This is a genomic window from Sphingomonas hankookensis, assembly GCF_028551275.1.
GTDB classification, from domain to species: Bacteria; Pseudomonadota; Alphaproteobacteria; order Sphingomonadales; family Sphingomonadaceae; genus Sphingomonas; species Sphingomonas hankookensis_A.
Genome location: NZ_CP117026.1, coordinates 103,661 through 116,776, shown reverse-complemented (window position 1 = coordinate 116,776; position 13,116 = coordinate 103,661). Strand labels below are relative to the sequence as shown.

The window sequence follows — 13,116 nt, the reverse complement described above, 5'->3', positions numbered from 1 at the left end:
AATGCGTTTTCACTCTATACCTCGGGACCAGGCTGTAGTATTTTCCACTCTCCGAAAACCCCACCAGCCACTTTCAAGTGGGTGGTGAATGTCTAACTCGACGATAGCTTTCAGACTTTCGTCTGAAGAGATTGCGGCACTTGATCGTGTAGCCGCGAAACGGTCGTGCTCCCGGTCTGAGGCCGCGCGCACTGCGCTTATGTTCGGTATCCGTTTCGCTGAGGCCGAGCATACTTTCAACATCACCCGTGCGGTCCTCGTTCTCGAGTACATGCAGGCGGCGATCGACGTGATTATCACACGCGATCACGGCGACGTCGTACCCCAGCTTCGCGAAGCCGCGAAGGAGCGCCTGGCGACGTTCCATGCGTAGCGGCGACATCCGGTTCAACGGTCAGGCGGCGACCGTAAAGCACCATTCCGCGCGGGGGCGGATCACCCGCAACTCGGGCAATTTCACCCGCGGTTCGCAGCTTCTCGCCAGTCAGTACAAGATGACCTGGGCGGGCCTCCAGGTGCCCATCTGGATATGGCTGGGGACGTTCATCGTCCTGTTCAATATCTTCGTCTGGCTGGGCCTCGCCGAGCATGAATTCCAGCTCGACCTGATGAAGCTCTATTCCGCCATCTGGACGTGGGTCGGCGGGGACAAATTCCACCTCATCAACCTGACCTTGCCAAACGGCATCGTGACCAAGGTTCCGATCGGCTACGTCCCCTACGAACCCCATGTCGTTCATGCCTGGGCGAAGACGGTCAAGATCTTCCTGACGACACTCGTCATGTCGGCCTTCATCGCAGCACCGATCATCATGTGGTTCATCATGTGGGCAAACAAGCGCGGCAGCGACATGCTCCAGGAACGCCACAACCGCGGCGCCCTGTTGGTCGAGCGTGACGTGCTCGTCAAAACTGTCAGCGGCCACAACCGACGCAAGTTCCGCACCGAGTGCGCCGAACACGATCCGCCGTACGTCCCCGAACTCGTCGCCAAGGCTCCGATCCTCGATCGGATCGACCGGGGCATCCACGTTCCATACACGATCGCCGGCATCCCCTATCCGTGGCGGCTCGAACAGAGCCATACCATGCTCATCGGCACCACCGGCACCGGCAAGACGACCCAGCTGCGCAGCCACGTCTCGCAGCTTCGCGCGCGCGGTCATCGCGCGGTCATCTTTGACCTGACCGGCGTGTTCGTGGAGACGTTCTACAACCCAGAAACCGACGTCATTCTCAACCCTATGGACGAGCGTTGCGCGCCGTGGACGCTGTTCGACGAATGCCGCAACTATGCCGACTTCGTTTCGGCCGCATCGGCCCTCATTCCCTCGCATCCCGACGACAAGGAACCGTTCTGGCAGAACGCCGCGCGGATGCTCTTCATCGAGATGTGCCTGAAGCTTCAAGAGATGGGTGAGGCGAACAACGCCGCGATCGCGCACCACCTGATGCAGGCCGATCTGAAGTCGATCAACGCCAAGCTCGATGACACCATCGCCGCCCCGCTGACGACCGAGAAAGCCGCCCGCATGGCGGAATCGATCCGCTCGGTTCTGAACGTCAACGGACAGGCGCTACGCTTCATGCCGGACCCTGTCCCGGGCGGCCCGCCCGCCTTCTCGATCCGCGACTGGATCGCGACCGACAATCGCGACGGCTCGATCATGTTCATCACCGGCTCGTACAACGACCTCGAGATGACCCGCGGTCTGTTCACGCTGTGGATCGATCTGGCCGTCAACAACCTCATGCGCCTGCCCAAGACCCGTGACCTGCGGACCTGGTATCTGTTTGACGAAGTCCATGCGCTTCACGCGCTTCCTGGTATCGAGCATGGCCTCCAGTCGGCCCGCAACTTCGGCGGTGCGTTCGTCCTTGGGATCCACTCGTTCGACAAGCTGGTCGCGACCTATGGCTTGCAGAACGCGACCGCGCTCACCGGACTTGCGCGCACCAAGCTGATCCTCGCCACCGCCGATCGAACCACAGCCGAAAAGTGCTCCGAGTTCATCGGCAGCCGCGAGGTCCGCCAGATGGATGAGGCCTACAGCTACGGCTACAACAACACCCGCGACGCCTCGACCCTCACGCCTCGCACGGCGATCGAGCCGCTGGTCATCCCCGACGACATCAACAACCTGCCGTCGCTCCACGGCTTCGTGAAGTTTCCCGATGGATTTCCCGCTGCGCGGATCGAACTCAAATACCGCTCCTATGCCGAGGTCGCGCCGGGGGCGGTGCCCCGCAAGAACTTCAAGCCTACCGAATACGTCTCGCCGGAAGACCGGCGTCGTCAGAACACCCGGAACAATGGCGCGGATGAGGGGGGTGAGGGTGGCCGCGAGCATACCCCCACACGGCCTGTGGGGGGCGTGGAGGCGAAGGAAAGGCAAGAGCCGGACCTGACCGCCTCGCAGCCCGAGAAGCCGCGTAGCGAGGCTGAAAAGGCGGCTGCGGCGATGGAGGTCACCGGGTCGCTGCCGGTGGTGATCGATCAGATAACCGGCAAGGGCGTCGCCAGCAGCCCGACCGGCGTCGATGCCGTCCGCGCGTCGGATGCCGCAACGAGGGTCGGGGGCGAACCTTCCAAGCCTGTGACGGGAGGTTCATCCAGTCTGGATGCCCAACTCGGCGGCATGGGCATGTCCCTGATCGAGAACCGTGCGGGTCCGCAGAGCGGGGTGGATCCGACGCGCGGCGAGGCGTCACGCCATGCCCCGGAAAGCCGGTCCGATCGCGGTGATGCCGATCGCCACGAGGACCAGGCGACCCGCGAATTGCGCGATGGGTTTGCGACGCAGCGCGACCCCGATCACCACCATCGTCATCACGGCCCGGATCATTCGCCGGAGATCGATGACGACATGGACATGGGGATGTAGCCGATGCTGTCGGTCGCTTCCGTCAAGTCCGCCTCCGGCGCGGCGCAGTATTTCGCCAAGGACGATTACTACACCGCCGAGCATTCGTCCGAGGCGACCGCCTGGGGCGGGGTGGGCGCGGCCGACCTTGGCCTCAAGGGCGAGGTGACCAAGGAAGACTTCGAGAAGATCCTCAACGGCGAGATGCCCGATGGCGAAAAGGTCGGGCAGGTCGAGGGTCGCAGGCTCGGTGTCGACCTGACCTTCTCGATGCCGAAGTCCGCCAGCGTAATGGCCTATGTCGCTTGCGACACCCGTGTCCTCACCGCGCATATGAACGCCGTAAAGGCGACGATGGGATGGGTCGAGAAGACCTTCGCCGAAGGCCGCACCTACGATCAGTCCAGGTCAGGGGATGCGGTGCGAACCGGCAACCTCGTCTATGCGCTGTTCCAGCACGACACGAGCCGCGCTCTCGATCCGCAGGGCCACATCCACGTCCTTATCGCCAACATGACCAAGATGGCGAACGGGGCATGGCAGGCGCTCCACAACCAGCAGCTCTGGAAGAACAACACCACGATCGGCGCGGCCTATCACGCCCAGTTTCGCGCCGAGCTGGCAAAGATCGGCTACGAAACAAGCGTCACCGGCAAGCACGGCCAGTTCGAGATCGCCGGCGTGCCTAAGGAGGTGATCGACACCTTCAGCCAGCGGCGCGCCGATATCCTGGCGAAAGCCGGCGAGCTCGGTGTCACCTCCGCCGAGGCGTTGCGCAAGGTGACCAACAATACCCGCGACGCCAAGCTGAACGTCGAGGATCGCGATGCCCTGCGCCAGGAATGGCGTGACCGGGCGGCCGCGCTCGGATTCGACGGCAAGGCACTGGTCGATGCCGCGCGCGAGCGTGCTGGCGCCAGCGGCCTCGATGCCCAGCCACGACCGATGGAGCGCCTCGGTGACGTCCTGGCCAATCTCCGCGAAAGCCTGGGCGAGTTATTCCGACCCGCCGATCCGCTCGTCGCCAGCGGCCTCGACCGGCTGCGCATCGCGCCGGTGGATCTGCGCGCCCAGCACGCCGTCGCCTCCGCGATCCGCATCCATGCCCAACGCGAAGCCGCGTTCGCGGTGCCGGACATCACCAGGACCGCGCTCGACCTCGGGCTGAAGGGTGTCACCGCCGCGCATGTCGACGCGCGCGTCTCCGAGCTCATCCGCAACGAGAAGCTGATTCCGGGCAAGGATGACCGGATCGACAGCGTCGTCACCCATGTCACGACGCCCGAGGCGCTCGCGACGGAGCGCGGCATCCTTGCAGAGATCGAGCGCGGCAAGGGGGAGGGGCGGGTGATCGTCTCCGCCGACACCGTTATCGAGCGGATCAACGCCGCATCGGGCGACAAGGAACTCAATGCAGGGCAGATGGCGGCCGCGACGATGGCGCTCACTTCCGCCGATCGCATCGTCGCGGTCCAGGGCGTCTCGGGCGCCGGCAAGTCGACCATGCTGGCGAGCGTCGCGCGCAATGTCGAGCAGGAAGGCGGCAAGGTGGTCGGTCTCGCGCTCATGAAGGCGACCGCCGATCGTCTCGGCGCCGAAGCCGGCATCGAGAGCCGCACCGTGTCCTCGTTCGTCCACAGCTATGCCCGCCACGCGCTCGCTGGGAAGGGCGCGGGCTATGACGGCGCGCGAGACGCGCTCGCCGGCACCACGCTCATCCTCGACGAAGCCTCGATGGTCGGCTCGGAGCAGATGAAGCACCTGGTCGGCATCGCCAATGCGCTCGGCGTCGATCGCTTCCTGATGATCGGCGATCGCCAGCAGATCACCGCGGTCGACGCCGGCAAGGCGTTCGCGCTCGCGCAGGCCGGCGGGATCACGCTGGCGCGGATGGACGAGAATCTGCGCCAGCGCACCGAGCAGCTGCGCACCGTCGCCGCGCTGACCAACCGCGGCGAGGTGCGCGAGGCGATGGCGATGCTCGGCGACAAGGTCACCGCCAACCCCGAGCATGTGAAGGCCGCGGCCGAACACTGGCTGGGCCTAACCCCCGAACAGCGCGAGACCACCGCGATGTTCTCGTCGGGCCGCGTCGCGCGCGCAGAGCTCAACGTGCGCATCCAGGACGGCCTCGCCGCGGAGGGCACGTTGAAAGGGGACGGCGTCGTCACCCCGGTCCTCGACAAGGTCAACGTCACGCGCGAGGAACTCCGCTACGCGCATACCTATAAGCCCGGCCAGGTGATCGACCTGCGCCATGCCATGCGCGAGCTCGGCCTCAGCCCCGGCACCTATGACGTGCTCGGCGTCGACGCGAAGGGGCGCGTTCAGGTCCAGATCGGCAACCGGGTACGGACCTTCGATCCGCAGAAGATATCGCCGGTCGACAAGACCGACGCGATGCAGCTCGCCCAGCGCGAGCAGATCAAGCTGCATGAGGGCGACAAGATCCGCTGGACCCAGAACGACAAGGACCGCGGCCTCAACAACAACGATATCGCCCGCGTCGTCTCGGCCGACCCGTCGGGGATCAAGGTGGAGGCGAGCGACGGCACCCTCCACGAGCTGAAGGCGGGCGATCCGATGATGGAGCGGATCAGCCTCGCCTACGCGCTCAACATGCACGCGGCGCAGGGCATCACCACCGACACCGCGATCGCGGTGATGAGCCACAGGGAATCGAACCTCTCCAACCAGCGGCTGTTCAACGTCACCGTCACGCGCGTCCGCGACGACATCCAGCTGTTCACCGACGACCGCGAGAAGCTGACCGCCGCGATCGAGCGCAACGAGGGCAACAAGACCTCGGCGCTCGAGACCACCGGCGCGCTGTCGATCGACCCCGATCGCGGCGCTGCCGGCGCAGCCACGAAAGCCGGCGCGGGCGAGACGTTCAACCCTTCGCTGCCGCCCGACCTCGATCGCGGACCGGAGAAAGTCGGAGGCGAGCCGAGCGCAGATACAGCCCGCCCCTCGACCGGCGGCAAGATCGACATCCGTACCGATCCCTCGCTCGACCTCTCCCGGTTCAGCGTCCCGGTCGAGCCCAAAGGGCCTGAACTTCCCTACCCCGAAAAGGACATCGGACTGGAGCTATGAGCATGACCACATCACCACCGACCTGGGACCAGGTGATCGCCACCAAGCACTGGCACGCCTGCGACCTCGACACTCATACGCTCACGCAATGCAGCCAGCTCGCGCGGCGCGACGATGCGCTCGACTGGGGCGGCGAAACGCTTGCGATGGCCGCGATTTTCGGCCTGACCTACGTCTTACTCCTGCCGCTCACCCGCGCGCTGCGTGCCCTCCGGGTCCGGTCCGAGCCAGCACGATGAGCCTCGCCGACCGCGACTATATGCACGGGCCTCCCCGCATCGGTCGGACCTCGCGGCTCGACACGCCGCCCTGCGACGCGATCGAGGGAACGGCCGAGTATGGCCATCAGGCCCGCAGGAAGCCCGTGGAGCCACGGTCAACCGCACCACGCATGATCGTCCCGCTGACGCGCCGGTTGCGTCAGGCGGGACTCCTGGCGGCCGCGGTGGCGGCTTTCACCTTCGCCTGGGCGGTCGGATGCGGAATCGTCAGCGCGTCGCTTCACACCGATGGTGGAATTTTCGTTCCGCCCGCAACCCAAGGTACGCCCGGTGGACGGTAGTTTCCCTTTTCGCTTCCGGCGCCAACCCGAGCCGACGCACGCGACCCTCACGATCGCCGAAACCGCGGATCTGACGGAAGCGGCGCTTGAAGCGGTCCGCGCCGGTGACGGGGGCCGGCTCGCGGTATTCGGCGATGGCGACGCGATCGCCGAACTCGCCGACCAGGTCCGCGACCAGCTGATCGACCCCGCGCGCGGCAACTGGGACTTCTTCGCAGACCATCCGAGCGACTATGCACGCTCGTCCGCGATCGAAGCGTTCCTTCCCGACGATCCTGACGTTTGCTCGGGCTACACCTGCGCTTCGCGCTATGTGCTGCTCCGCGCGATCCAGCATGCCGGCGATGAACCTGGTGCGACCCTTTCGGCCGTCCGCGATCTGATACGGGATCTCCCGCCGGAAGCCGTCGCAGAGGCGGCGGGACACGATTCTGGAAACGGTCACGCCCTGCGTTGGGGAATGACCGTGCTGGCCGGCGTGCGACGAGCGACCCACGCTTTCGCCGACCACGACCGGCTGATGCCCAGGATCTCCATCGCGCGCTGGCTGGCAGGATCGGCGTCGACCATCCTGTTCGTACGACGCGAACCTGGACTGACTTCGAGCGAGGTTGTCGCCGTCGAGGCCTCGCTGCGCGATCACGCGATGCTGTCCAGAATGGACGTGTTTCCCCTGGCTCTCCCCTCGCAGTCGATGGAGGTGGTCGATGGGCATCGATGATCGCGACTATATGCGCGATCGCTACCGCAAGCGGCAGGGGCTCGATCCCGGTGCGACGCAATGGAACGATCGCAAGGCACGGGTCGAGCTGAACCGCTTCGGGTTCAGGAAATCGGTGCCGCTGGGGAGCGCGAGCTGGATATCTGGCGGATCGAAAGGGTCGTGGTTCGAAGCCAGGAACAGGGGCCACGATTATCAGCGCGGTCGATGGCGGCCCCGCCCGCGCTTCACGCCGGCCCCTTACTGGCAGGCGCTGGGCGTCGGTGTTGCCATCGCACTGGTCCTTGCGGCCTGGGCCGGGCAGGGCCAGATCAAGCGCGCAACCTCCAGCCTGTTCGCGTCAATCGTGGGGACGAACACCGGTTTTCCGGAATCGGGAACGGTCGCCGTCTCCTCCAGCGTCGACCTGCGAACCGTCAGAAGCCACCTGACCATTCAGGGTGCGGCAGACAATAGCATCGTCCAGCTGCTCGATCCGGCGACGGCGAAGAACCGGCTGTCGGTCTATGTCCGCGCCTTCGAGCGTGTCACCGTGCCAGCCCCGCTCGGCCAATATCGCGTCCGCTTCATCCACGGCCGCGAATGGGCAGATTCTCGGACCTTCTTCGGCAAGGGCACGCTGCACGACGAGGTTGCCGGCGTGATGCTGTTCACGCGACGGGTCGGGCACACGCTCGATCTTCGTCTGGGGGCCGACAGCAATCTCGTGGTCCGGCGCATCGCCGCCAAACCGGCCTCGATCCAGTGACACTGTCCTTCATCCACGCGCGGGGATTTCGCATCGCACCGCCAGGACCGGCCCCCGCGCGCCGGCACGGCGATCAACCGGGACAGGAGACATGAGCAACTGGGATTTCGAGGAAATGGGCGAGTTCGGCTCGGATGCCGACGCAGACCGCTGGGCGAAGCGCAACAACATCGCCCCGCAGGATGTCCGCATTCGCCGCAAGGGGGACGGGGTTGAGCTGGAGGTCCGGCGCTCGGCGCTGGGCGACAGCAGCGCCCGCCACGATGACCGTCGCGACGGCCGACGCAACGGTTTCTTCTGAAAACGGCCAGGGAAGGAGTACACACGATGAAACTGAAGATGATCGCCGCGCTGGGGCTTGCCGCCCTCTCCGTGGCCTTGCCGTCGGCCGCCAGCGCGCAGTCGTCGGCGCCGGTCCTGCTCGCGATGGCGAGCTTCGCCGGAAGTCATGCCGGCACCGATGCCGCGCGCGAGGTCGAGGCGAAGAAGGCGCGCTATCGCGCGCACGCGCTTCACAACGGCAAATGCAAGGACTGCGCGGACTGTCCCGACTGCAAGGACTGTGACGAAGCCGCGAAGAAAGTTGCGGCGGACGAGGAGCGTGCCGGGATCTGCGATCCCGCAGCGCATGCGAAGAAGGCGGGCGCCGGTGCTTGATCGCACCCGCATGCTCGTCGTGACGGCCGCGCTCGCGGCCGTCACACCTTCAATGGCCCACGCCCAGAAGCTGGGGCAGGGCGGCACCGGCGTCGACGAGACGACCGCCGTGCCGCAATGCCAGGTGCCGCTCGGCGTTGCCGCGCTGGTTGAGGAGAAGGCCGCCAACCCGGCCGATGGCCTGTCGCCGCAACTGCAGGCGCTCATGCGCATGGCGGAGATGCAGAACGGCGGTTCGACCGCGCGCGTCGACGCGCTGCCACTGGTCAAGCTGATGATCGCGCGATCCAATTGCTTCCGCGTCGCCGATCGCGGCGAGGCGTTCAGCGCGCTCGAACGCGAACGCGCGATCAATGGCGGGACTGCCACAACCCGGCCTGTCACCAAGGCGGATTATCTGATCGAGGTGAAGGTGGTCTATTCCGACGCCAAGTCGCGTGAGAGCGGGGGCGGGGTCGGCGGTGTGTTCGGCGGGGCGGTCGGGCTCAAGTCGAAGACACTCGAAAGCCAGGTGCTGATGACGCTGGTCGACGTGAACACCGGCATCCAGGAAGCGGTCGCCAGCGGGTCGGCGCGCAAGAAGGATATCGGCGTCGTGGGCGGTGGGCTGTTGCTCGGCCTTGGCGTGGGTGCGCTCGGTGGAAGCTACGCCTCGACCGACATCGGCAAGATCACCACGCTGGCGACGCTCGATGCGTTCCGCAAGCTGATCGAGGATGCACGGCCACGGCTCGAGGCGAGGCTGGTGCCGGCCAAGCCGCCCGCAATGGTGCCTCCCGCCTCCGCGCCGCTACCGGCGCAGGCGGTTCAACCGCTGCCGCAGCCAAATCCGGGAACGCCGAAACGATGATCCGCAAGAAATCGACCCGCGCGGCCGAGATCGCATTTGCCGACGAAGTGATGGCGTCCGACGAGTTCGCGGCTCTCCCCGAGCGCGTGCGATCGACGGTGCGGAACCATCGCCAGGGGATGCGGGGCGAGCGCGAGACCGCCTATATGCTCGATCACCAATTCGGGCCTGACAACGACCGCAACCTGCTTATCCACGATCTGCGCCTGCCGGACGGGCAGGGCGGGTTCGCGCAGTTCGATCATATCCTGCTGTCGCGGGCGTCGCGCACCGCCTCGATCTTCGAATCCAAGAACTACTCTGGCCGGATCTCGAAGAACGAGCATGGCGAATGGATGGTCTGGTATCGCTCGCAACGTCAGCCGCAGAACATCCCCAATCCGGTCGAACAGGCCAAACGACAACGCAAGGTGCTGCAGGCGTGGCTGAAGCGAAAAGGGCATGACAGGGCGTTCGCGGAGGTCGGCGTATTCGTGTCCGTTCCGCCCACCGCGATGATCGACCGTTCCAAAATCGGCAGCGACGAGCCGATCTACAAATGCGACAACCTTTACAAAGCCTGGGTGCCGTTCGGCGGGTCATCGCCCCTGGGACGAATGTTTTCGACCGGCGTCACCGCCGCGCAGATGGTCGAGATCGCCGACCAGCTCATCGCCGACCATGTCCAGGAGGGCGATATCTATACCCGCCTCGGCATCGTTCCTGACAGCACGGACGCCGCCGATACGTCTCATACCGGCGACCCGTCTGGGCCGATCAACATGCCCATCGTCCAGGCCGCGTCTGTGCCGGAATTGCCGCCGTACGTCGAGGCAGAGCCTGTCACTGTTCATCCGGCGCAAAGTCCCTCCACATCGGTAGCGGTTGAATGCACCGTTTTGGAGGTATCGCCCCCTGCCAAGGCGGTTCCCGTCAAGGCGGGCGCACCTATCGAGGTATGCGCCGGGATCGTCGAGCGGACACTGCCAGATGGCCGCATCGCATTCAGGGCCGCGCGCGACGATGAGATCGGCAGGGAGGTTCTTTCCGCGTTGTGCAAGGGCAAGGCGATCTGGAACCCGAGATTCTCCAACTGGATCTGCGTGCCCGACGTCGCCGACGTGATCCGGGCTGCACTTCCCGATGCGATCAGGGTCGGCCACGTCGCATGAATATGATCAGCCTGCCCCGGCCCGAATGCCCGTATTGCCATGAGGCGATGCGCCGCTGGCCGCTGGGGCAGCACATGCTGGTCTGCGACACCTGCCGCCGTCCGATCGTGCGCTACCTCGCTGCGCCCTCGCGTCGGATCTTTCGGCTGCGCCCGCTCTACAGCGTCATCAACGCCATCGCGCTGTTCATTCTGGTCGCGACCTTTCTCGCCATCGTGATCGCCCGCGCCGACATCCGGCATATCATGCTGGCCGTCGCGATCCCCATCGCGATGTTCGGCGCGAGCGATATCGGCGATGGCTGGCTGTCCTGGCGTACCTCGCTCGATCGAGGGTGGAACCACCTTCGCAAGGGTCGCAAGGCGCGGCTGATCGGGCTGGCACGCGCAGCGTTCGGCATCGCCGGCTGTGCTGTCGCCATCTTCGGGCTACTTGCCTACGGCGACATGACCACTCCACGAAAACCGCTTGCCCATCAGGCTGGTCGGCCATGATTCCCTTCTGCCTGATCCTGGGCGACAGCACCGCGGTCGGCACGGCGCAGGCATTGGCAGCACAGGGCATACGCTGCGAGGTTCATGCGCGCGTGGGTGCCGGTTCGGCCGAGATCGAGCGGCGGGTGAGGGGCGCTTCGGCCGCCACCGTCGCCCTCATCGCACTCGGGTCGAACGATGCCGCCAGTCCGGCGCTCCCAACCAACCTTCTTGCGCTCAGGCGGCGAACCACCGCCGTCAAGGTGGCCTGGCTTGCCCCCTACGACCTGCGCGCGTCATCCATTGTCACGTCGATCGCGGCACGTTTCGGCGACACCGTCATCCCGCTGCGGGCGCAACCGAGCCGGGATGGCATCCATCCGGTCAGCTATCGCCCCGTCGCCAAGTCGCTGCGGTGGGGGGCGGTCGCCCCCTTCAGAGCCGGCGTAGCGCCGGCGCCGATCGCGCGCGCGACCGTGCTGGTGATGAGCAGCCCACTCGGGTCGTGATCGCCATCTTCATGCCGCGAGCATCGGTCGCCGGAACCGAACGGCTCGACTCAATCCCGCTGGAACAAATCCGGCCCATATGACAGGCTGAACGTCATGGACCATCGCATCACCCACACCTGCGGCCATGAGCAAACCCATTTCATTGCCGGGTTCGCGTCGCAGCAGGAGCGCAAGGCCACCTGGCTGCGCACGACGGTCTGCGGCGCGTGCTACCGCAAGCAGCGCCAGGAAGAGAACGAGCGCGACGCCGCGGCCTCGCAACAAGCCGTTGCCCATCTGTCGCTGGCGCCGCTCAACGGCTCGGAACGACAGGTCAGCTGGGCAACGACCATTCGCGCGAAACGGATCGCCTTGCTGCGCAAGGATCAACCTCTCGATAGCGTCGAAACCGGCGCGGCGCTGCTCGGCATCGCGGACGCCAAATGGTGGATCGACAACCGCGACGCGACCGACGCGCAGTTGCTCGCCTCGGCAGGGGTGGCTCAGGCTCCCGGCTGAACCGGCGTCGTCACCGCATTCTTCAGCGGCGCGGGCTTCTTGCCGTCAGGCAGCGTCCTGCGGAGGTGCTCGTGGACGATCGCAGCCGAGAAGGGCTTCGGGATGAACGTCGCCTTCTCGGGCATGTCACCCGGATTGGGACGGATATTGCCGCTGGCGATCACGATCTCGATCCAGGGCCAGTGCTGTGCGACATGACGCGCCAGCGCAAAGCCGTTGATCGATCCCGGCATCTCGACATCGGAGAACAGCAGGATGGTGTTGTCGGCCTGCTCCTCCAGCAGCACGATCGCGGTATCGCCGTCCATCGCCTCATGACAGCGAAAGCCGGCGTCCTCCAGGATCAGCGTCATGTCCATCAGGATGATCGGGACGTCATCGACCGCGAGCGCGAAAGGTACGGTCGAAGTGTTCATCACCTCTACAACCGCCTGTATCTGTAGGCGCTTGCAATCGTAACTGGCGCAGTAGATGTCGATCATCGCGGACATCATCCTGGCCAACTCGCGTGTGGTCGGCGCATTTTCCCACCGGCTCATCGTTGGTTGGCTGGCCAGCCCCGCGCCCGATCCCGGCAGCTTGCCCAGCGCCAGGCGGAAGCCCGGATCGTCACGCAGAGCGTCGAGATCATCGGCGTCCTCGTAGCCGCACGCGATCGCGAACACGCGGGCACGCAGTATGTCATCAAGGCGATGGATCACCCGCGCAGGATCGCGCGGATCGGCAATGCAAGCCGCAAGCCGCCGGCAAAGCCCCATCGCGCGCTCGGCCTGTGCCAGCAGCAGAACACCGCCATCCGAGGTGAGCCGACCTCCGTCGAACGCGGCTGTGATCTTCTTGCGCCCGATCGCTGGAAACGAAAATCCCGGCGCGCTATCATCGCTCCCGGCGGGTGTGGTCCGTGGCATAAATTGCCTCGCTGCAGGAATGGCCTAGACACCCATTTTCCTACATCAAAGCAATCGCTTAAACCACTCCCGC

At 65.6% G+C, this 13,116-nt stretch carries 14 protein-coding genes and 1 pseudogene; 13 read left to right on the top strand and 2 right to left on the bottom strand.

Going from position 1 to position 13,116, the window contains the following annotated elements; translation table 11 throughout:
- Nucleotides 1-199: 199 nt before the first annotated feature.
- The 13 genes from PPZ50_RS17550 (at nucleotide 200) to PPZ50_RS17490 (ending at nucleotide 12,135) form a co-directional block, all read left to right on the top strand.
- Nucleotides 200-373, top strand: coding sequence for a hypothetical protein (locus tag PPZ50_RS17550; RefSeq protein WP_154651477.1), 174 nt, complete (start codon nucleotides 200-202; stop codon nucleotides 371-373).
- Nucleotides 366-2,885 carry a type IV secretion system DNA-binding domain-containing protein gene (locus PPZ50_RS17545; protein WP_033967470.1) on the top strand — a complete coding sequence of 840 codons (2,520 nt, stop codon included), beginning with the start codon at nucleotides 366-368 and terminating at the stop codon, nucleotides 2,883-2,885. Before PPZ50_RS17550 ends, PPZ50_RS17545 begins: the two co-directional genes overlap by 8 nt.
- A 3-nt stretch (nucleotides 2,886-2,888) precedes the next feature.
- Entirely contained in the window at nucleotides 2,889-5,963 is a 3,075-nt protein-coding gene (gene mobF, locus PPZ50_RS17540) for a MobF family relaxase (protein WP_010409137.1), read from the top strand.
- Entirely contained in the window at nucleotides 5,960-6,202 is a 243-nt protein-coding gene (locus PPZ50_RS17535) for a hypothetical protein (protein ID WP_010409139.1), read from the top strand. Before mobF ends, PPZ50_RS17535 begins: the two co-directional genes overlap by 4 nt.
- Before the next feature lie 312 nt (nucleotides 6,203-6,514).
- Entirely contained in the window at nucleotides 6,515-7,246 is a 732-nt protein-coding gene (locus PPZ50_RS17530; protein WP_010409143.1) for a hypothetical protein, read from the top strand.
- Entirely contained in the window at nucleotides 7,233-7,994 is a 762-nt protein-coding gene (locus PPZ50_RS17525; RefSeq protein ID WP_010409145.1) for a hypothetical protein, read from the top strand. The genes PPZ50_RS17530 and PPZ50_RS17525 overlap by 14 nt, the downstream gene beginning before the upstream one ends.
- Before the next feature lie 91 nt (nucleotides 7,995-8,085).
- The gene (locus tag PPZ50_RS17520) at nucleotides 8,086-8,295 is read left to right on the top strand and encodes a hypothetical protein (RefSeq protein ID WP_010409146.1); all 210 of its coding nucleotides are present in this window, start codon (nucleotides 8,086-8,088) and stop codon (nucleotides 8,293-8,295) included.
- Nucleotides 8,296-8,321: 26 nt separating this feature from the next.
- Nucleotides 8,322-8,651, top strand: coding sequence for a hypothetical protein (locus PPZ50_RS17515; protein WP_010409148.1), 330 nt, complete (start codon nucleotides 8,322-8,324; stop codon nucleotides 8,649-8,651).
- A 10-nt stretch (nucleotides 8,652-8,661) separates the two neighbouring features.
- A complete protein-coding gene (locus tag PPZ50_RS17510; RefSeq protein WP_016509815.1) occupies nucleotides 8,662-9,501 on the top strand; it encodes a CsgG/HfaB family protein in 840 nt (279 codons plus the stop codon).
- Nucleotides 9,498-10,652 (top strand): nuclease-related domain-containing protein, encoded by a 1,155-nt coding sequence (locus PPZ50_RS17505; protein ID WP_010409151.1) that lies wholly within the window; start codon nucleotides 9,498-9,500, stop codon nucleotides 10,650-10,652. The genes PPZ50_RS17510 and PPZ50_RS17505 overlap by 4 nt, the downstream gene beginning before the upstream one ends.
- Complete coding sequence (locus PPZ50_RS17500) at nucleotides 10,649-11,146, top strand: hypothetical protein (protein WP_010409153.1); 498 nt, start codon at nucleotides 10,649-10,651, stop codon at nucleotides 11,144-11,146. Before PPZ50_RS17505 ends, PPZ50_RS17500 begins: the two co-directional genes overlap by 4 nt.
- Nucleotides 11,143-11,634 carry a hypothetical protein gene (locus PPZ50_RS17495; RefSeq protein ID WP_010409155.1) on the top strand — a complete coding sequence of 164 codons (492 nt, stop codon included), beginning with the start codon at nucleotides 11,143-11,145 and terminating at the stop codon, nucleotides 11,632-11,634. Before PPZ50_RS17500 ends, PPZ50_RS17495 begins: the two co-directional genes overlap by 4 nt.
- 96 nt (nucleotides 11,635-11,730) lie before the next feature.
- Nucleotides 11,731-12,135: a hypothetical protein gene (locus PPZ50_RS17490; RefSeq protein ID WP_010409157.1), complete on the top strand. Its 405-nt coding sequence runs from the start codon at nucleotides 11,731-11,733 to the stop codon at nucleotides 12,133-12,135.
- On the opposite strand, the gene PPZ50_RS17485 is transcribed toward PPZ50_RS17490, so the two are convergent.
- Complete coding sequence (locus tag PPZ50_RS17485; protein WP_010409159.1) at nucleotides 12,120-12,551, bottom strand: response regulator; 432 nt, start codon at nucleotides 12,549-12,551, stop codon at nucleotides 12,120-12,122. The genes PPZ50_RS17490 and PPZ50_RS17485 overlap by 16 nt on opposite strands.
- A 39-nt stretch (nucleotides 12,552-12,590) precedes the next feature.
- Nucleotides 12,591-13,043, bottom strand: a pseudogene (locus tag PPZ50_RS17480) (transposase); the annotation flags it as partial.
- Between the last annotated feature and the right edge of the window lie 73 nt (nucleotides 13,044-13,116).